This window comes from Bacillus mobilis, from assembly GCF_001884045.1.
Classification (GTDB): Bacteria; Bacillota; Bacilli; order Bacillales; family Bacillaceae_G; genus Bacillus_A; species Bacillus_A mobilis.
Genome location: NZ_MACF01000119.1, coordinates 240,564 through 260,989, shown reverse-complemented (window position 1 = coordinate 260,989; position 20,426 = coordinate 240,564). Strand labels below are relative to the sequence as shown.

Sequence of the window (20,426 nt, the reverse complement as noted above, 5' to 3'; positions counted from 1 at the left end):
ATATATAAACTAATACAATATTTGAGAGATATTATAAATGTATTTACTGAAACGGCTTTATTCATGACTTTTGAGTACAAATACCTTTAAATGTATAGAAATAAAAGAATTATATTATCGATTTACATCTGAAGTGAAGAATATCCATTCTATGAATTGAATAAAGTAACAATCATAAAAATGCTCAGAATAAATGATTCTTGAGCATTTTTATGTATTTTCAAATTAAGGGGGAAACCAATTGAAAGATATACATATTCAATAAATAGAAGATTTAATGATATATGAATACGATTATCTTGTTCAAGAAAGCAAAGAAGAAGGATTTAATTTCCTAGTAAAACTAATAAGTGAATATGAAAATAAAATAAACATATTTTATAAAATTGGTGAATGTTTATATGGCATTTTTCAAGGAGAAAAGTTAATTGGAATAGGAGGAATAAATGAAGATCCATATACAGAAAACAATAAGATTGGCCGATTAAGGAGATTTTATATTTCAAAGGACTATCGTCGTATAGGGTTAGGGAACTTGTTATTAAACCGATTATTATTTCATGCAGAAAAGTATTTTAAAGTGGTTGTTTTACATACGGATACGAAACAAGGTAATGCGTTTTATACTGCAAATGGATTTGTGAAAGGAGAATTTTATAAAGGGTCTAGTCACTTTAAAGTATTATATGAGTAAAACAAGAGACTTTATAAGCTTATAAAGTCTCTTGTTTCTATTTAATTATGTTTCACATTCATTTCTTTCAATAATCCCTTCGGATCACCTTTCACATAATAAAAATGCGGGTTGTTTTCATCATCGTAAAGCATAATATAAGGTTTTTGATTAAGTGGGAGGAGAATAAGTACTTCATCAATTGTTGTATGTAACCATTGATTTGTGATAGAAACTGGTTTAGATAAAGGGATTTTTATCATATGACCATCTTTTGGAACGACGTTTAAGTTTTTAAATGGGCCAGAAATGGATTTAGCATATCGAACAGCTTCTTTTTGAATAGCTGGATCTAAAGATTGTTTTTGAATGACCATTTCTTTTTGACAATCAAATACTTCAATTTGTTGATTAGTATTTGCGAGCGCATTTGTTGATAATAAGAAACAAAGAAGAGTAATGACCCCGATTTTTTTAATCATAATACAACACCTCGTCCTTACTATACCCTTAAAAGGATCAAATATTTTTCTGTCACATTGATGTAACAAAGAAGTTGTATAATACAATTGATTTTTGTTTAAAAGCAATGGAGGATAATGCATGAGAGTATTAATCGCAGATGATGAACAAGATATGTTAAGGATTTTAAAAGCTTATTTTGAGAAAGAAGGCTTCGAAGTTTTATTAGCGAAAGATGGAGAGGAAGCACTTCAAATATTTTTTGATGAAAAAATTGATTTAGCTATTTTAGATTGGATGATGCCGAAACATAATGGTATTACTGTTTGTCAGGAAATAAAAAAGAATTCAAGCGTAAAGGTATTAATGCTTACGGCGAAAAGTGAAAGTGAAGATGAATTAGCAGCTCTTCAAAGCGGGGCAGATGAATACGTAAAAAAACCATTTCATCCAGGCGTACTCATTACGCGAGCGAAAAAGCTAATACAGCACGATGATGTCATTCAAGTTCAAGATTTGAAAATAGATTTCACTAAAAATAAAGTTTATAAAAATGACAAAGAGTTGGATATTACAAAAACAGAGCTAGAATTAATAAAGTGTTTTTTAAATCATAAAGGCATGATTTTAACTCGCAAAAAATTGTTAGATATCGTATGGGGATTTGACTATTTTGGTGAAGAGCGAACTGTTGATACACATGTAAGAAGATTACGTAAAAAAGTAGGAGAAAATATTATAAAGACTCACCGCGGGCTAGGATATAGTTTGGAGGAGCAGAGTGAATAAACTTGGAAAAAAGCTGTTTTTCAGCATTTCTTTAACTGTTATTTTTATTTTTTCAATCTCTTTATTATTAATTAACTATCTTTTACCGAAATATAATATTTATAAAACGCGAGAAAGCTTAGAAGGTATAACAGCACAAATACAGTCCATACCGAGTAAACAACTGGATGAAGCAATTACTAGCATTGAAAATGAAGGAAATGTTACGATTGCGTATACATCCATAAAAGACTCAGAAGATCATATTAATGATGAATTACGAATGCAACTTTCAAGGAAAAGAGTTGCGCTTAATAAACTTTGGATTACTAAAGAAGAAATAACGAAAGTAAAGCACTTCGGGCAATCGAATAAAATATATGATCAAGAGAAGATGAAATCTAGCTTTTTTGTGAAATACATTGCGAAAGACGATATGTTGATTTTAGTAGGGGTTTCGATCGCACATTCTAATGAAGTAATCAAAACATTAAATTCATTTTATTTGTATATTTTAGGCATTACGATTTTTCTCATTATCGTACTTGTATGGATACTTTCAACAACAATCACTAGACCATTGAAAGAATTAAGTGAAGTGGCAGAGGATATTTCAAATTTGAAATTTGAACGAGCGAAAGTGAAAACGAATGATGAAATAGGGGAATTAGCTACTAGTATTAATGTCATGAGTGATAAATTACATGAGGCACATGAAGATTTAACAGATCGAAATGAACATTTAAAACGATTTATGGGTGATGTAACGCATGAATTAAAAACTCCAATCGCATTAGTAAAAGCATATTCTATGGGAATAAAAGATGGTTTAGATGATGGTACATACATAGATACTATTATTAAACAAACGGATCACATTTCGAATTTAATTGAAGAGTTATTACGATTTGCTAAACTAGAGAGAGATGTTTTACAAAAAGAACAATTTCCTATCGTATCACTAGTCCAAAGTATATTAGATAAGCATAAGATTGAACTGGAATCGAAAGAAATTGATTTGCATGTGAACTATAATGTTGGCGATGCAATTATTTATGCAGATATAAATAAAATGAAAATGGTGTTTCAAAATTTAATATCTAATGCGATAAAATATACAGCAAATCAACATATAAAAATTACTTTAGAAGAACGAAATGACAGTGTATATTTTCAAATTCAAAATGGTATGAATGTAGAACATATAAAAGATATCAATAAAATTTGGGAACCTTTTTATGTCTTAGAATCTTCTCGTAGTAAAGAACATTCCGGCACAGGACTAGGCTTAGCGATTGTGAAAAGTATTTTAGAAAGACATGGTTTTGATTATGGAGTCTCTACAATAGAGGGAGATATACGATTTTATATTAATATGAAGAATGACTAATTTAAATACTATTAGAAACATCGTCTATTATTAGGCGATGTTTTTTATTGATTATATGAGAGTAGTAAATCAGAATATATAACTTCGAAAGCTCGTTTAAAGGGTGCTCTACCAATTTTTCAAGTTATTGCACAAAATATAAACTGAATTTTCAGTAATTTTGTTGTATAGTAAAAAGGAGACATATATGGGGAGGAAAGACTATGGGGAAAAAGAAAATAGCAATTACATTATCAACAATCTTATCTTTATCAGTCACATCAGGAGTTTCTAGTATGACTGCGTATGCAGACAAGAAAGAAACAAACCACATAAATGAGAATGACGTAAAGTTAAATGGGAAAGTTTCAGAAGGACTACAATCAAATACGAAGATCGAATTAGAAAATGGGATGACAAAGCCGATTTACTCGCTTGATGAAGCAATTATCGAAAATCTATTTGTAGAGACGGAAGTTGATAGTGATCGAGATGGAAAAAAGGATCGTGTATCAGTAAAGGTTATGCGTCCAAAAACAGATCCTAATGTGAAAGTTCCTGTTATATATGAAATGAGCCCATATCGATCTGGTTTAAAAGATGTACCTGTATATAATGTAGATGAAGAATTGTATGCGTATGAAGGCAAACCGTATGGAGCTGTTAATCTTGGTTCGTACGGCAATTATTATGTGCCAAGAGGCTATGCAGTCATTTTAGGTGAAAGTATCGGAACTGGCAAATCAGACGGATGTCCAACTACTGGGGATGAGCAAGAAATATTAGGGACAAAATCTGTTATTGATTGGGTAAATGGACGTGCGAAAGCATATACAGAAAATGGTGAGGAAGTTAAAGCTGATTGGTCAACAGGAAATGTAGGTATGACAGGAGTATCTTATAATGGTACGTTACCGAATGCTGTTGCGACGACTGGTGTTGAAGGGTTAAAAACAATTATTCCAATCGCAGCGATTAGTAGTTGGTATGATTATTATCGTGCAAACGGTGCAGTCATAGCGCCAGGTGGATACCAAGGAGAAGATACAGATAATATGGCAGAAGCAGTACTAACAAGAGAAAATCCTGAAGTTTGCGGACAAGTAATAAAAGAGCTAACAGCTGGACAGGACCGGAAAACTGGTAATTATAATGATTTTTGGGATAAACGTAATTATGTAAAAGATGCTAAAAATGTAAAAGCAAGCGTATTTGTTGTTCATGGCTTAAATGATTGGAATGTTAAGACGAAGCAGTTCGCGCAATGGTGGGATGCACTTGGAGAAAATAATGTTCCTCGTAAAATGTGGTTACATCAAGGTGGACACGGTGGGACATCAACGAATGACTGGCAAAGAACACAAAATAAATGGCTCGATTATTGGTTGTATGGAATTGAAAATGGAATTATGAATGAACCAATGGTTGATGTACAACGTGAAAATAAAACTTGGGAAAAATTAAAAAACTGGCCGGATCCATCGGCTGTGCCGTCAAAAGTTCGTATGTATTTAAGTAATAAAGCAGTTAATTTACCATTAAGTATGGGCTCTGCAAATAAAGTTTTCTCATTCGTAGATGATGCAAAACTGAAATCAAATCAATTAATAGCAAACCCAGAATTAGAAGTAGCAAATCGATTAGTGTATACAATGCCGGTATTACAAAAAGATATGAGAATAAGCGGGACACCAAAGATTTCAATTACAGGAAATATTGATCGTCCTGTATCAAATTTAACAGCATTACTTGTTGATTATGGCGGAGCAAAGCCTGAAATAGTTACGAGAGGTTGGATGGACCCACAAAACTTAAATAGTATAAAAGATTCAACAGCACTTAAACCAGGCAAGGATTATACATTCACATGGGACATGCAGCCAGATGATTACGTATTTAAATCGGGGCATCAAATAGGGGTTGTTTTACTCGCTAGTGACTATGATTATACAATTAGACCGAAAGCTGGAACGAAGCTTTCAGTGAAATTAAGTGAAGTGACATTGCCAATTGTGAAATAAAGAGTTATGGATAAAGAGCTTACTGCCTAGTAAGCTCTTTATATTTTGAAATAGGGAGCTTAATGTGAATTTTTATTGGTAGATACAAAAATGCTTACGATAAATAAAAAAATGGCATTTATGATCAGTAGGACACTAAAGGTAAGCCCCGCAAAACCTCCAGCAACCCCATCTCCTACTTTTTCACCAATAATGTGCAAAGTGGCAAAGAAAACAACGGGAGAAGAAAGTATGAAAATGCCACTAGCTATTTTCCATATTCGTGGATAGCTCTTTGCTATAATGAAAATCAGTATATTAAAAGAAGTAAGAAGAAAAATAAACCCAATTAATGAATTCATCATATCCTCCTTTCAGTATAAGTCTGAATTTTCATGTATTAATTTCGGGTGGAATATTATACAATATAATTATATTTTATGGAAAGCGAGTGATATATTATGACAGTCAGCTCTTTTGAATTTTTATTAAAAATAAAGGTACAGGAAGATTAATTGAAAGAAAATCTTCCGTACGTAAAAAACGGAGGAGAAAATAAATGTTTAGTTTTTATAGTACACTTTGTACGGAACTGTATGATTACACAAAGCCTGTCGGTTATTCTTTAAATGGTGATATTGAGTATTACGAAGAACGTTTAAAAAAATGCACTGGAAGAATTCTCGAAGCGGCAGTTGGATCAGGGCGTGTTATCATACCACTTCTTGAGGCTGGTTTTACAGTTGATGGGATTGACTATTCGCCTGAAATGCTAGAATCGTGCCGCATACGATGTGAAGAAAGAAGCTTACATCCTCATTTATATGAAGGAAGCTTACAACAATTTTCACTGCCACATAAATATGAGGCAATTATCATTCCTACTGGATCTTTTTGTTTAATTGAAAATCGAACGGATTCTATAAACGCATTGAAATGTTTTTATGAACATCTTAATCCAGGCGGGCGATTAATCGTAGATATTATGCTTCCGCATGACTGGAAAACAGGAGAGATTCATACATCGACTTTTTCTTTGCCGAGCGGAGACGGAATTACATTAGAAAATAAATCAATTGAAATAGATTGGCTGAACCAAGTTACTCTATCCTATTTAAAATATGAAAAATGGAGTAAAGGACAGTTAGTACAAACAGAACTACAACGCTTCGTGCTGCACTGGTATGGAATAGAAGAGTTTAAACTTCTGTTAGAAAGTATAGGTTTCTCTAACATTACTTGCTCCGCTGACTATGTTTATAAAAAAGAACCGTCAAATGCAAATCAAATGTTTACTTTTGAAGCTGTGCGAAACGAAAAATAAAGAACTATGTATGTAAACAAGGGGGTCGATATTATATCGACTCCCTTGTTTTAGTTGTGATTCCCTTACAGGTTATTATATATGCATTGTCCAAGCATTCTTCTACTAATTACATATACTATTTATGTTAAAGTCAGTCATTATTTTAATTAGGGCTGTTATTTTATTATAAATGATATTTTAGTGAAGGGAGAGGAATCTAATTGGAAAATGAAGAACAAGGTAGAATTGAAGATCAAGTGTATTCAAACCGGGTAGTAAGATCAGAATTTGATGAGAATTGGGAAACATGTATTTCAAAAAGTGGTTATGTAATTTATTTAGCAACGAGTAATAATGCTGAAGTAATAGTACTTCTGGCTGATGGTTCAAGTAAATTATTAATTTTTGAAAAAGGTGGAAAAGTAGCAGTAGGCGGCGGTGGAACAAGTCATTACAGTAAGCCGCATATTGCAAGAAATATATAAGGTAGAACATATTAATTGAGAAGAAGCTGGAAGACGGTTAGTCATTTAGAATGACTAACCGTTTGTATTTGAATCATTTTAAAAGAACTTGATTTGTTATAAATACTTTTAGATGACCAGAGAAATTAGGAGGGAATTGTACGGGTAAGAGTTTAAGAAATAATGAAGGTTTGGAAGTATCATATTAGTGATATAGAAAAAGCATTTCCTATTTCGGGAAATGCTTTTTCTATGTTATAGTATAATAGTGTTTTAAAACGATGTTATTTTAATATACTTCAATTTTTGTTGTGTAGTATTTTTATATTAAATTAGGGGTGCAAGTATTTTTTTATATAAGGAGTAATAAATAGAGAAATGAAAAATATAGACTTTATATTAGAAAGTGACGAGGCATTAAAACCGTCTGAACGATTAGTACTATTATTATTAGAGAAGCATAGAATGTTATATACGAACGATCTATTAGCATTATCTAATTTATCATATAAAACATTAACGGATTCATTAACGGCGCTAGTTTTAAAATCATATGTGTTAAAGGAAACAGGTAAGGGAAGAAGACAGAATTGTTATAGATTGGTATGATAAGACTGCTGAATTTAGAGAGTTTATAATAAGTTTTTTCAAATGTAATGAGAAATATCGTTTTTGTTTTCAAATGAAAAACGTTCTACAATACATGCTTTAATATTTGGATTTCATTTTTATTAATGATAATTCTATTAGTGTTAAAAATAGAAAAATAAAATAAACTGCATAAAAAAGAAATAAAAAACAATCCATTTTTAAAACGGATTGTTTTTTATTGGAATAATATTATTTGATATGTTGAGAGTAGGAATGATTATTCTACTTCGCTTGTATACTTTTCAGGTAATAATTCCATTACGTTACATTTTACAAGTTTACCATTATAAGAAAGTATAACATTCGTATTTTTTCCATAATCACTTATCAATTCTCGACACATACCGCACGGAGCAACAACCCAACATTTTTCTATATCTTCATGAGGATGTGGGTGAGCAACAGCTACAATGGTATCAAATTCATGATCGCCTTCTGAAATAGATTTTCCAATCGCCATAGCTTCACCACACACTGTTATTCTTCCAACATTCGCTTCAACATGCACTGCTGCATAAATATTACCTGTTTTAGTTCTTACAGCTGAACCGATATGATGACGGCCATATTTATAGTTTTTTTCAATTACTTTTTCAGCAGCTGTAATTAAATCATAGTCTTCACTATTTAAGGCATTACTTTTAACATAATTTCTCCTCCGTATTAAACATGATTATTTTATTTTAACAGAAAATTTCAATATTTAAAATAAAAGATGAGAATCGTTTAGATAATATTATTATGTAAACTTCTGTTTTAACAGGAAAATAGCATAATCAATAGAACTTATAGAAGAGTATGCTTAAATATTTGAAAGATAGGAGATTATTATGGGAATTTTAGAATCAATAGTACAAGCTGTTATAAGTGGTAATAAGGAAGAAGCGGTGGAGTTTATAAAGACAAACCCAAGTGCTGTTAACGAATTTAGTGACGATGGCTGGACTCTCCTTCATTTAGCGGGTTATTTTGGACAAAAAGAGATAGCAAGTTTCCTTTTAGAAAGTGGAGCAGATATACATAATAGAGCAAAAAACGAAAATGAAAATACACCTTTGCAAGCTGCCATCGCGAATAAGCAAAGTAAACTTGTTGCTTTCTTAATTGAAAAAGGGTCGGATGTAAATGTTATACAAAGTGGTGGTTGGACAGGATTACATGAAGCAGCATTATTAGGAAGTGAAGAAATAGTTATGCTACTTCTTGAAAATGGAGCTAATAAAGCGATTAAGAAAAATGATGGAAAAACAGCATATGATATTGCGTTAGAAAAAGGATATGATTACCTTTTACATCATTTAAAACCGGAAGTGAACGTATGATAAATAAATGGAGCGTAGGCATATTTTTATTTAATGATGTAGAAGTGTTAGATTTTGCAGGACCATTTGAAGTTTTTTCTGTAACCGAAGCGGATGAAGAAAAACCATTTACTGTTTATACAGTTAGCCAAAATGGAGAAATGATTACAGCAAGAAACGGATTAAAGGTACAGCCGGATTATAGTATTGAAAATTTACCAACAGTTGATATTTTACTCATTCCAGGTGGTAAAGGCGTTAGGGAAAATGAAGTGAAAAATGAAACTATAATAAATTGGATTCGACAGCAAATAAAAGAAGTAAAGCTAATGACTTCAGTTTGTACTGGAGCGCTATTACTCGCGAAAGCTGGTTTACTGGAAGGGTTACAAGCAACAACGCATTGGGCTAGTATTCAAACTTTCAAAAAAGACTTTCCAAATGTAGAAGTAATGGAGAATGTGAAATTTGTAGATGAAGGACACATTATTACATCGGCAGGTATTTCAGCAGGTATAAACATGTCATTTCATATTGTGAAAAATTTGTTAGGTGTGGAGGTTGCTGAGGAAACAGCGAAAAGTATGGAATATGATATAGATTTGTAAAATAAAAAAGCCCAATTTGGGCTTTTTTATATTGAATGTATATAGGTAATTGCCTTTAGAGTTGATCTATGGTCCAACTTCTAATTCTGAATCAGTAATTCCAGTTTTATCGAATGTACGAAAATGCATCTTTTTTCTCCTTGAATCATGTGAAAACGAGGAGAAATTTCGTATGTAAAAAAACTCTTCTACAATAGTAGAAAAAGAATAACAGGAACTACTATTTTATGGCAGCATACATAAAAAAATGCAATGTAAATATGGAAATGTCGTCGAATGCTATCTTTAATTGGTTAATTTGTGAGATATTTTTGTGAAGGAGCTTATTTTATAAGAATAGAATTACAGTTAGTAAGAGATCATGCCGATGGTAGTGAAAATATATGTGTTAGGGGGATTTCATAATGAGGAAACTCAAGCGAATAAATGTTCCTAATATACAAGAACAACTATCACAGTCTAATGAGAATCGAGCAGTTAATAAGAAAAAACTAAGGCGATTTATATTCATGTTTATATTTATTGCGGCGGCTACTTTGTACGTTCAATTTATTTTAACGAAACAACAAGAAATAATCGTAGAAAAAAAGGATACAATAACGAATCAAAAAAAGCAATTGGTTTTTTTAAAGAAAGATAAGACTTCTTTAAAGACTAACATAGAAAATTTAACAGATGATGAGGAAGAAATTTTAAAGTTTGCGAGAAAAGAATATCAATTTTCTAAGTCAAATGAAACTATATTTGTGCTACCGAAGTAGTGTAATAGAACAGTTAGCGATTGCTAGCTGTTTTTTCATGTATGGATGGCATGGTACAAGAAACAATCACATATTGTAAAAATGAAGAGTTTGAACTGTTTTCATAATTATGGAATATATACCGAAATAAATGTTGTTAAAATTCTGTCAATTGTATTATAATACAAGGTAAGCGGATACATTTTTTGATCAATGTTGAGTTTATCGCTCATACGACTATTAAGAAAACCGTTATCCCGTATTAGAAAGGAAGATAGCTGTGTACGCTTCAAATACAATTTATGTCGTAGGGGATGCGAAAGCACCTCAAAATAATCCTATTACGGAAAAGTTCAAAAGTTATTTTGTAGCGTTTGTACTTGTTAAGGAGACAGGGGAAATTGTAGATGCAGATTGCTCAGCGACAATTGCATTAACATCACAATTTGTTAAATATTTGTTTCTACATAAAAATATTAATGATCCACTATTGGTAACAGAAATAAAAAATAGATACTTTGGTTCGTCTCAAAAAGCACTCCTTGTAGCATTAAAAGATGCACAGAAAAAATATAATCAAATCGCTGCTTTGTCTACCCATTCCTAGACAAAATCCAGCCGTAAGAATCTTCTTATGGCTGGATTTTTTTATTTCACATTAATTTCTTGCATGAAAGGTAAGTGAAAGAGGAGATTTATTGCTCCAAAAAAATTGGGAATTAATGATCTACTTTGTCAGAGAACGAAAGGATGAACAATATGAAAATTACTGATGTAAAAGTAATTCGTAGGCATGTAAATCTTCATACACCGTTTAAAACGGCGCTTCGTACTGTAACCGAAATAGAAAGTATAGATGTATATATTCATACAGATGAAGGAATTGTTGGCAAGGGGGCAGCAGCCGCAACACCAGTTATTACGGGTGATTTTGCTAATGGGATTGAAGCAGCAATTTTAGGACCGATGCGTTCCTGTTTAATTGGTCAAGATATTATTCAGTTTCAACAGTTACTACAGCACATTCAAATGAGTTGTGTTGGAAACCCAAGTGCGAAAGCGGCAGTAGATATCGCTTTATATGATGTGTATTGTCAATATCAAAACGTTCCACTTTACGCATTATTAGGCGGGAAGAAAGAAATTCACACAGACATTACGGTGAGTGTAGATGAGCCTTTCGTTATGGCAAAAGAGGCAAAGCAACATGTAGAAAAAGGATTTCAAACTTTAAAAATTAAAGTGGGGAAATCTGCTCATTTAGATTTAGAACGTATTGAAGCGATTCGAAATAATGTACCAAAAAATACGACGTTACGATTAGATGCAAATCAAGGGTGGAATCCAAAAGAAGCGGTTACGATTATTAAAGAGATGGAAAATCGTAATTTAAATATCGAATTTATTGAACAACCTGTTCATGCGAAAGATTGGGATGGATTAAAGTACGTCAAAGACCATGTGCAAACGCCCATTATGGCAGATGAAAGCATATTTTCAGCGAGTGATGCATTGAAAATTGTTCAAGGAGGATATGCAGACTTACTCAATATTAAATTAATGAAATGTGGTGGCATACGTGAAGCGTGGCGTATTGCCGATATCGCTGAAGCAGCGGGTATAAAATGTATGGTCGGTAGTATGATGGAATCTTCCACTTCCGTTAGCGCTGTAGCCCATTTAGCTGCTGCACACCCTAATATTCATTACTTTGATCTAGATGCACCACTTTGGTTAATGGAAGAACCGGAAGGAATGATTTATTCAGGGTCAAAGGTAAACCTTCAATCGACAGTGAATAGTAAATCTTAGGAGAAGAGACTAGTAAACTATCTTTTAAGGGGGATATGTATGAAAAGAGTAGGAACTGCATTTTTAACAACTTTATTTATATTTTCATCGTTTACATCAACACATGCTGAAGAGAAGAAGGATAGTAAAGCATTTATCGATGTATCTGCTGCAACACTTTGGACTGCACCTGATTCATTACGGCCAATTGATGTACCGAGTGCTACAAATCCAGTTGATTTGTGGAAGTGGACGAAATCAATGACGCTTGATGAGAAGCTTTGGTTAACAAATGCAAATAAATTAGAAACGCAAGCGTTATTAGGTCAAGAAGTAACGGTTGTTGATAAAAAAGGGGACTGGGTGAAAGTGCTAGTCCATGGTCAGCCAACACCACGTAATGAAGAAGGTTATCCAGGTTGGATGCCTGAAAAACAGTTAACATTTAATCAAGAATTTGCAGATAAAACAAACGAACCTTTCGTTTTAGTAACGAAACCGACAGCCATTTTATATATAAATCCTTCTGAAAAACATAAATCGCTTGAAGTGAGCTATAATACGCGACTGCCACTACTTAGTGAAGATACAATTTCATACCGCGTGTTGTTACCAAATGGGCAAAAAGCTTGGCTACGAAAAAATGATGGAACGGTTTATCGCTCTCAAAATGATATTCCAACTCCGGCGGCTGATGATTTAATAAACACAGGGAAGATGTTTTTAGGATTACCATATATATGGGCTGGTACAAGTGGTTTTGGATTTGATTGCTCTGGATTTACACATACAATTTATAAATCGCACGGTATTACTATTCCGCGAGATTCTGGTCCGCAATCGAGAAATGGAGTTGCGGTTGATAAAGAAAACTTACAAAAAGGAGATTTAATTTTCTTCGCACATGATCAAGGAAAAGGTAGTGTTCACCATGTTGCTATGTATATTGGTGATGGAAATATGATTCACTCACCGAGAGCTGAAAGATCGGTAGAGATTATACCGCTAAATACACCAGGATATATAGAAGAATACGCTGGTGCTCGTCGTTACTTACCTTAAAAAATAAAGGGGGTTTTCAAATGAAAAAAGTTGTTCGTTACTCATTAGTTAGTACACTCTTAGTTTCTTCATTTTTAGTTGGCTGCGCAAAAGAAAAAACAACGACAAAGCCGAAAGATGAGAAGAAAGTATTACAGTTACTAGAAACGGGTGAAATTCCGTCGTTACATTCAGGGAAAGTAACAGATGCGGTATCGTTTAACGTTTTGAATAACGTAATGGAAGGATTATTCCGTTTATCGAAAAATGATGAACTGATTGAAGCTGGAGCACAAAAATATGAAGTGAGTCAAGATGGAAAAACTTATACATTCCACTTGCGTGATGCGAAATGGTCTAATGGAGATCCAGTAACAGCACAAGATTACGTATACGCTTGGAAGCAGCTTATTAATCCGGATACAGCTTCTCAATATGCATATATTGCGTACGATGTGAAAAATGCGGAGAAAATAAATAAGAAACAACTAGGGCTAGAGGAATTAGGAGTGAAAGCGAAGGATGATAAAACGTTCGTAGTAGAGTTAGAACATCCTGTACCGTATTTTACGAAACTACTTATTTTACCGTCTTTCTATCCAATTAATGAAAAATATGCGAAAGAACAAGGGGATAAATACGGATTAGAAGCAAATAAAGCGGTATATAATGGGCCGTTTACATTATCTGATTGGAAGCATGAAGCGAGTTTTACAATGAAGAAAAACGATAAGTATTGGGATAAAAAAGAAGTGAAGCTTGATGAAGTAAATTATCAAATCGTTAAAGAAATTTCAACCGCGGTAAATTTATATGAAACAGATAAAGTTGATAGAGCTGTCATTTCAACAGAATTCGTAGATAAATATAAAAATAATAAAGAACTAAAACAGTATACAGATCCGGTTATGTACTTCTTCCGATTCAATGAAAATGTACCGATTCTTAAAAATAAAAATGCAAGGCTCGCGCTAAGTACAGTGTTTGATAAGAAAGGGCTTGCAACTTCATTTTTAAATGATGGTTCGGTAGCTGCAAACTATTACGTGCCAAAAGGATTTTTAAAAGGTCCAGATAAAAAAGACTTTAGAAGTACGGCTGGTGAGTTTAATAAGACAGATGTAAAACAGGCGAAAGAATATTGGGAAAAGGCGAAGCAAGAAACAGGTACAAATGAAGTGACGCTTGAGTTATTAAACTATGACTTAGAAAACTTCAAAAAAGTAGGAGAATACATTAAAGAAGAGCTAGAGAAAAACTTACCAGGCTTAAAAGTAAATGTAAAATTACAACCACATACGCAAAAACTGGCGTTAGAGAAGAAGAAAGAATATGAAATGTCGTTATCACGTTGGTTGCCGGATTATCCAGATCCAATGACTTATTTAGAAGTATTCCTTTCTGGAAGCAGTGTAAACAATACAGAATATGCAAATCCGGAATATGACGCGTTAATTAAGAAGATTAAAACAGAATTAGGTAATGATGAGACAGCTCGTTGGAAAGCAATGCAAGATGCGGAAAAAATGCTGCTAGATGATGCAGTAATAGCACCGGTATTCCAGCGCGGATTATCATACTTACAAAAACCATATGTGAAAGATTTGTATGTACATCAATTCGGTCCGGCAACAAGTTTAAAATGGGCAGATGTACAAAAATAAAAGTATGGAAAAACAGACTTCACATGTGTGATAGTCTGTTTTTCTTATTTAAAGTTAGAGAAATAGTCCGTGGTATAATTTACTAGTCTGTATTAAGCATTTGGAGGGGAATGATGTTTATGTTTGAAGAAAAGGAAGTAGTATGTACAAAAAGATTGTTCATGAGAAAACCAACTATAGAATATGTTGATCAATTTTATAACATATTAAAGAAAGAAGCTGTTGGCAAATGGCTTGCTAAATCAAGAGGAATGTCAAAAGAAGAAGCAAATGATTATATTAGTAAGCTTATATTACATTGGGAACAGTATAATTTCGGTGTATGGTTGTTATTCAATAGTGAAACAGGAAAGCTTTTAGGACATTGTGGTTTAAGAAAAGTGGATGAAACTGATGAAATAGAGATTATGTATCTACTTGATCAGGAGTATTGGGGAAATGGATATGCGTCAGAAGCAGCAGGGGCTTCTATTCAATATGCAAAAGAGACGATGGATGTAAAAAGAATAATTGCTAGGGTGAAAATAGCAAATGACAATTCGAAAAATCTTTTACGAAAGTTAGGTTTTACATATACTCATGATGTTGATTATAGTGGACGTACCTTATCTTATTTTGAATTTAATATAGCTCCTGATGAATTATAGACATTTTATATGTTTTTTCATGTCTTAATAATAAAATTATTACTAAAATTCCAGTGTGAAATTTATGTAGAATCTTGTATAATTAACGTGTTTCTATGGAAACATTTTCTTGTGATATTTCTATAGGATTGAATAGAACAAGAAAAGAAATACATACATGTATATAATAGATAAATAGAATGGAACATGTATAGAGAAAAAGGAGAGAAATGATGGCGTGTCAAAAACAAGGGTTACAATTTAATAGCGATAGAAAGAGGAAGAGACGATGAAAATGAAGCATGCTTTTGGCCCGATAATTTTAGCGTGTGTGCTTTTTTTCATTATCATACTCATTCCATCAAAAAGTTTAGTATCACTTATTAGTGATAAGAAGGTAGAAGATGCGGCAACTTCCTTACAAAAAGAAAAATTACAAAGTGTTTTCTTACAGCAAAAAATGTTAGAGAATTCGCAGTATTTACCGATGTATGGTTCATCTGAATTTTTACGAATGGATGCATATCATCCGTCTAATTACTTTAAAGTAAATCCCGCAGGTTTTACACCATATTTAATGGGGATTGGCGGTACGCAAAGTTTAGCTCATATATTAAATATGACGTCTACAATGGATGAGCTAGAAGGTAAAAAAGTAGTCTTTGTTTTATCCCCACAATGGTTTACAAAGACTGGGGTATCACAAGGGGATTTTACTAACAATTTCTCCAAACAACAAGCATATCATTTTATTTTTAATGATGAGATAAGTGTTGAAATGAAGAAGCAAATCGCGAAACGACTATTAGACTATAAAGTTGTTCAAAAAGATGATATATTAAAAAATTCATTAGAAGGTATTGTGTATAATGATACGAAACATAACATAAAAGCAGGTTTAGTCAAACCACTTGCTTATATGCATCGAAATATTTTAGATCATAGAGATTTATTTAACTCTTTATTTAAGATTGAACCGATGAAAGAAAAAACAAATTTGGGATTACGTTCAATTTCTTGGGTAGATGCACGTAAACATGCAGAGGAAGAAGGGAAAGCGGAATCTACTACAAACACATTCGGAATTGAAAATCCGTATTACTATAAACATAATTTAAAGAAAAAATTAAAAGGTTTAAAAAACTTTAGAGCAAACGAATCGTATGAAGAATCACCTGAATATGATGACTTACAAATTGTTTTAAATATTTTTAAAGAGAAAAATGTCAAACCACTCTTTATTTCTGTACCTGTAAACGGACCGTGGTATGATTACGCTGGCTTCCCAAAAGAACGCCGTGAAGTATATTATAAAAAAGTCCGAGAGCAAGTTGTGAAAGCAGGATACCCAGTAGTTGATTTCTCTGGTCATGAATATGATAAGTATTTCTTAAAAGATACAATTCATTTAGGTTGGAAAGGCTGGATTTACTTTGATGAAGCAGTACAAAACTTTTATACTGAGAAATAAGTGTGGAGAAAAAGGAACGGCTATAAGCTGTTCCTTTTTTAGTATAGAGTATTTTGATGTGGGCAATTCGGGAAGGCATGTATATCTTGAATTTGTCTAAAATCATAATGCTTCATTGCGAACTGCGCTTGATAAAGGTATTCATATACATATAATTGACCATCATGTGCTGAACATAATACACCAGAAGTACCTTGCCCGTTCATGAAGGAAATGCCGATAGGGCGTCCGATTAAGTATTGTATTTTTTGTTGCCAATGCATAGGGGAATCACTCCTTTTTGAGATAATATACGAAATCAATGAGTGAAAGGTTGCTTATCCGCATAATTATGGAGGTCTTTTATACAATTTCTAGAAAATATTAATATGAATGAATTATAAGCGCGAGAAAGGAATGAGTAATGAAGAAGGAAAATATTGTAGAAGAAAAGTTAAATTTAATAAAATGGTGTCAAACATTGAAGGGAGTATCGGATGATATATGGTTTCAACCATTTAAAAATGGCTCATGGGGAATTGCAGATGTGATTTCACATTTTATCGTTTGGGATGTGTTTTTAATAAAGGATAGAATTCCATACTTTATAAGTGAACAATCTGTACCAAATGTTCCAATAGATGTTGAGGAAATGAATAAGGGAGCAATTAAATATGCGAGATCTGGTATTTCAAAAGAAGAACTATTAAATCAATTTAGCGTTACTCGTAAACAGTTAGTGGATGAAATTGAGCGAGTTCCAACCAAATATTTTTATAATTTCTACCAATTTGGCACTAAAAAATTGAAATTAAATAATTACTTTTCATCACTCATTCAACATGACTTAAAGCACAAAGAAGAAATAATGCAATTTCTAATATATAATAAAAACCGCTAACATTCGTAATGAATGTATAGCGGTTTTTATTTATATTTTTACGCAAGATTTTTACGCTTTTTTGTCCATTTTTTAATGACGAAGTATAAAAGAATAAGTATGACGCCGCCAATTGCGAACGATTTCACATACGGTCCAGCAACATCGTTAATATTCTCCCAATTCTCACCTAGTTTTTCGCCTAAATAAATGAAAATAATAGACCAAGGGATGATTGCGAGTGCTGTTAATGTAGTGAAACGTAGGAATGACATTTTTGTAATACCAGCAGGAATTGAAATTGCATGGCGTACTACCGGAATGAAGCGCGCAGTGAAAATTACGCCAGTTCCGTACCGATTAAACCAATCTTCAGCTGCATCTATATGTTTTTTATGAATGAAAATATATTTACCGTAACGTTCTAATATAGGACGTCCACCGTATCGTCCAAGCCAATAAATAAAGATTTGGGCAATAACACCGCCAATTGTACCGAATATAACTGCGCCTATAAATGAGATACTACCATTGAATACTAAATAACCTGCATAAGCAAGGACGATTTCACTCGGAATAATCTCAATCATAAGTCCAAGCATAATGCCCCAATAACCTAATCCTTCAAAAAACGTTAATACTGAGTGAATAAAACTACTTACCATTGTTGCACCTTCTAGTTTATGTATTTTTGAATATATGCCCCTTTACTTAACGATATAAAAGGTTCACTATATGTAGATTATACCTTATTTATATAGGGGATTGCTATTTCAATTCTTTTATGTCTCTGATAAGTATTATAGTAAAGCATATAAGTTCAGTTTTCATGAAGAGATAATGAAAAAAATATTAAAAATTTCTCATATATAAATGATAATGTTATGGGCTTTTAATTTACAAAGTGGGAAGAGTAATGTATGCAAAATAAGAATCAAATTTATGGACTATTTTCTATTTGGGATAGAGATATGATTCGGTTGATAAAAACAAAAGTATTTCAAAGGTTGGCTTATAGGTTCAAAAATATAAAAATAATTCAAGGAGAATGAAAACATAAATATTCTCTTATCACCTAGACAGGTACTTCACTTTCAAATAACGAATTATAAGGTTAATAAAATTTTTATAGAAAATTTACATGATGAAGGTGAAAATATGAAAAAAGCATTATTAGAAAAGGCCTCATATCTACATAAAGCAGAATTAGAACAATTACATAAAGCTATATTAGTTTCCAAGAAAGCACATGAAGGACAATTCCGCGTTTCCGGTGAGCCGTATATTACTCATCCATTTGCAGTTACAGAAATTTTGTTAGATTGTAAGGCAGATATTATAACTTTAGTTGGAGCATTACTACATGATGTGGTGGAGGATACAGATTATACAATTGAGTATATACGTGATATATTCGGTAAAAAAGTTGCAGATATTGTAGAAGGGTTAACTAAAATTGATAAAAAACAAATCCCTAATAAAGAAGAGTATGAAGCAATAAATTTAAAGAAATTATTGTTAGCTACGCAAGGAGATATAAGAGTAGCTATTATAAAAGTGATAGATCGTCTACATAACATGAGAACTTTACAGGTGAAAGCTGTAAAGAAACAAGTTCCTTATGCAAATGAAACACTCAAAATTTTCGCTCCGATTTGTAAAAGACTAGGGCTATTACATATTCAACACGAGTTAGAAGATTTAGGTTTTTATTATCTTAACCATTCTAAATATAAGGGAATGAAAATTCTTTTACAAAATTATGTTAAGTTATTAGAGGGTTTTTCTCAAAATATCATGCAAGATATAAATAATTTTCTAAATCCATCTTTAATATTTGAAGTTAACTATGAAGTAAGCCCTATTTATACAGCTTATTCTCGTCTCCAAGATATTCAAGACATTACAGCAGTGTCAAAAATAATTATCACGGCCTCAAATAATTTAGACTGTTATAAAATATTAGGAGTTATACATCAACTATACCAACCAATTCCATATCAATTTGAAGATAATATAGCAATTGAAAGTGATGTATTAAACAAATACTTAAAGACTAAAGTTGTGATCAATAACCATGAAATAGTGATATGTATTGAAACAAAAATAAATCAGGAGATACGAGATAAAGGAGTATTTCATGTACTTACAAAAAGTTTAACTGATAAGGAGATGCAAAATATAATTCATAAATTGATGGATCATTTTATTAAGACAAATGATCTAGTAACTCAAGATGCGATTGAATTTTATGATTTAGTATCGTATGAACTATTCCAAGATAATATTGTTGCATTTACTCCTAAGTTAGATTCCGTGAACTTACCGCAAGGTGCTACTGTAATTGATTTTGCTTTCGCATTAAATCCTGAGATTGCTAAGTATATGTCAGGGGCTAAAGTTAATGGTATAAATAAATCGATAATAACGAATGTTTCACATCTAGATATAGTTGAACTTTTGGTAACTGAAAACATTAGTAATGTGAGACAGGGTTGGTTAAGTTTTGCTAATAGCTCAAGAGCTCAAATCGAAATTTATAAAGAGTTACAAAGATGAAGGGATTAAATTTATCGAGAAAACTTGTTCGAAATATAATAGAATGAAATGATCAATTTTGAATTAATAATAG

At 32.3% G+C, this 20,426-nt stretch carries 23 protein-coding genes; 18 read left to right on the top strand and 5 right to left on the bottom strand.

Annotation, left to right across the window (positions count from 1 at the left end):
- The first annotated feature begins 277 nt into the window (after positions 1-277).
- Complete coding sequence (locus BAQ44_RS20975; RefSeq protein ID WP_071723503.1) at positions 278-694, top strand: GNAT family N-acetyltransferase; 417 nt, start codon at positions 278-280, stop codon at positions 692-694.
- A gap of 41 nt (positions 695-735) precedes the next feature.
- Here the strand turns inward: BAQ44_RS20975 and BAQ44_RS20970 are convergent, their stop codons facing one another.
- Entirely contained in the window at positions 736-1,155 is a 420-nt protein-coding gene (locus BAQ44_RS20970; RefSeq protein WP_071723501.1) for a hypothetical protein, read from the bottom strand.
- Between the two features lie 121 nt (positions 1,156-1,276).
- Between BAQ44_RS20970 and BAQ44_RS20965 the strand changes: the two genes are divergently transcribed.
- The 3 genes from BAQ44_RS20965 (at position 1,277) to BAQ44_RS20955 (ending at position 5,293) form a co-directional block, all read left to right on the top strand.
- Positions 1,277-1,924 carry a response regulator transcription factor gene (locus BAQ44_RS20965; RefSeq protein WP_071723499.1) on the top strand — a complete coding sequence of 216 codons (648 nt, stop codon included), beginning with the start codon at positions 1,277-1,279 and terminating at the stop codon, positions 1,922-1,924.
- Positions 1,917-3,293, top strand: a complete 1,377-nt coding sequence (locus tag BAQ44_RS20960) for a sensor histidine kinase (protein ID WP_071723497.1) — start codon at positions 1,917-1,919, stop codon at positions 3,291-3,293. Before BAQ44_RS20965 ends, BAQ44_RS20960 begins: the two co-directional genes overlap by 8 nt.
- A 203-nt stretch (positions 3,294-3,496) precedes the next feature.
- Positions 3,497-5,293: a Xaa-Pro dipeptidyl-peptidase gene (locus BAQ44_RS20955; protein ID WP_071723495.1), complete on the top strand. Its 1,797-nt coding sequence runs from the start codon at positions 3,497-3,499 to the stop codon at positions 5,291-5,293.
- Between the two features lie 59 nt (positions 5,294-5,352).
- Here the strand turns inward: BAQ44_RS20955 and BAQ44_RS20950 are convergent, their stop codons facing one another.
- Entirely contained in the window at positions 5,353-5,634 is a 282-nt protein-coding gene (locus tag BAQ44_RS20950; RefSeq protein WP_071723493.1) for a hypothetical protein, read from the bottom strand.
- 197 nt (positions 5,635-5,831) lie between these two features.
- Here BAQ44_RS20950 and BAQ44_RS20940 point away from each other — a divergent pair, with 197 nt between their 5' ends.
- The 3 genes from BAQ44_RS20940 (at position 5,832) to BAQ44_RS20930 (ending at position 7,651) form a co-directional block, all read left to right on the top strand.
- A complete protein-coding gene (locus tag BAQ44_RS20940; protein WP_071723491.1) occupies positions 5,832-6,596 on the top strand; it encodes a class I SAM-dependent methyltransferase in 765 nt (254 codons plus the stop codon).
- A 203-nt stretch (positions 6,597-6,799) separates the two neighbouring features.
- A complete protein-coding gene (locus BAQ44_RS20935; RefSeq protein ID WP_063259942.1) occupies positions 6,800-7,063 on the top strand; it encodes a hypothetical protein in 264 nt (87 codons plus the stop codon).
- 357 nt (positions 7,064-7,420) lie between these two features.
- Positions 7,421-7,651, top strand: a complete 231-nt coding sequence (locus tag BAQ44_RS20930; protein ID WP_000789031.1) for a hypothetical protein — start codon at positions 7,421-7,423, stop codon at positions 7,649-7,651.
- A gap of 259 nt (positions 7,652-7,910) precedes the next feature.
- Here the strand turns inward: BAQ44_RS20930 and BAQ44_RS20925 are convergent, their stop codons facing one another.
- Complete coding sequence (locus BAQ44_RS20925; RefSeq protein ID WP_071723489.1) at positions 7,911-8,357, bottom strand: cytidine deaminase; 447 nt, start codon at positions 8,355-8,357, stop codon at positions 7,911-7,913.
- 166 nt (positions 8,358-8,523) lie between these two features.
- Here BAQ44_RS20925 and BAQ44_RS20920 point away from each other — a divergent pair, with 166 nt between their 5' ends.
- The 9 genes from BAQ44_RS20920 to dltD all read left to right on the top strand — a co-directional run bounded on the left by BAQ44_RS20920 (position 8,524) and on the right by dltD (position 16,935).
- The gene (locus tag BAQ44_RS20920) at positions 8,524-9,015 is read left to right on the top strand and encodes an ankyrin repeat domain-containing protein (RefSeq protein ID WP_071723487.1); all 492 of its coding nucleotides are present in this window, start codon (positions 8,524-8,526) and stop codon (positions 9,013-9,015) included.
- Positions 9,012-9,602, top strand: a complete 591-nt coding sequence (locus tag BAQ44_RS20915) for a DJ-1/PfpI family protein (protein ID WP_071723485.1) — start codon at positions 9,012-9,014, stop codon at positions 9,600-9,602. The genes BAQ44_RS20920 and BAQ44_RS20915 overlap by 4 nt, the downstream gene beginning before the upstream one ends.
- A 404-nt stretch (positions 9,603-10,006) precedes the next feature.
- On the top strand, positions 10,007-10,363 hold the full coding sequence (locus BAQ44_RS20910) for an FtsB family cell division protein (RefSeq protein WP_071723483.1): 357 nt from the start codon (positions 10,007-10,009) through the stop codon (positions 10,361-10,363).
- A gap of 259 nt (positions 10,364-10,622) precedes the next feature.
- Positions 10,623-10,949 carry a DUF3870 domain-containing protein gene (locus BAQ44_RS20900; RefSeq protein WP_046954146.1) on the top strand — a complete coding sequence of 109 codons (327 nt, stop codon included), beginning with the start codon at positions 10,623-10,625 and terminating at the stop codon, positions 10,947-10,949.
- Between the two features lie 143 nt (positions 10,950-11,092).
- A complete protein-coding gene (locus tag BAQ44_RS20895; protein ID WP_116758397.1) occupies positions 11,093-12,154 on the top strand; it encodes a dipeptide epimerase in 1,062 nt (353 codons plus the stop codon).
- A gap of 39 nt (positions 12,155-12,193) precedes the next feature.
- Positions 12,194-13,195, top strand: a complete 1,002-nt coding sequence (locus BAQ44_RS20890; RefSeq protein ID WP_071723479.1) for a C40 family peptidase — start codon at positions 12,194-12,196, stop codon at positions 13,193-13,195.
- 20 nt (positions 13,196-13,215) lie between these two features.
- Complete coding sequence (locus BAQ44_RS20885; protein ID WP_071723477.1) at positions 13,216-14,838, top strand: peptide ABC transporter substrate-binding protein; 1,623 nt, start codon at positions 13,216-13,218, stop codon at positions 14,836-14,838.
- Between the two features lie 119 nt (positions 14,839-14,957).
- Positions 14,958-15,485 carry a GNAT family N-acetyltransferase gene (locus BAQ44_RS20880; RefSeq protein ID WP_071723831.1) on the top strand — a complete coding sequence of 176 codons (528 nt, stop codon included), beginning with the start codon at positions 14,958-14,960 and terminating at the stop codon, positions 15,483-15,485.
- A 268-nt stretch (positions 15,486-15,753) separates the two neighbouring features.
- Positions 15,754-16,935 carry a D-alanyl-lipoteichoic acid biosynthesis protein DltD gene (gene dltD, locus BAQ44_RS20875; RefSeq protein WP_071723475.1) on the top strand — a complete coding sequence of 394 codons (1,182 nt, stop codon included), beginning with the start codon at positions 15,754-15,756 and terminating at the stop codon, positions 16,933-16,935.
- A gap of 38 nt (positions 16,936-16,973) precedes the next feature.
- Here dltD and BAQ44_RS20870 read toward each other — a convergent pair whose 3' ends face one another.
- A complete protein-coding gene (locus BAQ44_RS20870; protein WP_061679707.1) occupies positions 16,974-17,198 on the bottom strand; it encodes a hypothetical protein in 225 nt (74 codons plus the stop codon).
- Between the two features lie 140 nt (positions 17,199-17,338).
- Here BAQ44_RS20870 and BAQ44_RS20865 point away from each other — a divergent pair, with 140 nt between their 5' ends.
- Positions 17,339-17,815: a DinB family protein gene (locus tag BAQ44_RS20865; protein WP_063259934.1), complete on the top strand. Its 477-nt coding sequence runs from the start codon at positions 17,339-17,341 to the stop codon at positions 17,813-17,815.
- A gap of 38 nt (positions 17,816-17,853) precedes the next feature.
- On the opposite strand, the gene uptA is transcribed toward BAQ44_RS20865, so the two are convergent.
- Entirely contained in the window at positions 17,854-18,459 is a 606-nt protein-coding gene (uptA, locus tag BAQ44_RS20860; protein WP_063259933.1) for an undecaprenyl phosphate transporter UptA, read from the bottom strand.
- Positions 18,460-18,952: 493 nt separating this feature from the next.
- Between uptA and BAQ44_RS20855 the strand changes: the two genes are divergently transcribed.
- Positions 18,953-20,353, top strand: a complete 1,401-nt coding sequence (locus tag BAQ44_RS20855; RefSeq protein WP_071723473.1) for an HD domain-containing protein — start codon at positions 18,953-18,955, stop codon at positions 20,351-20,353.
- Positions 20,354-20,426: the final 73 nt, after the last annotated feature.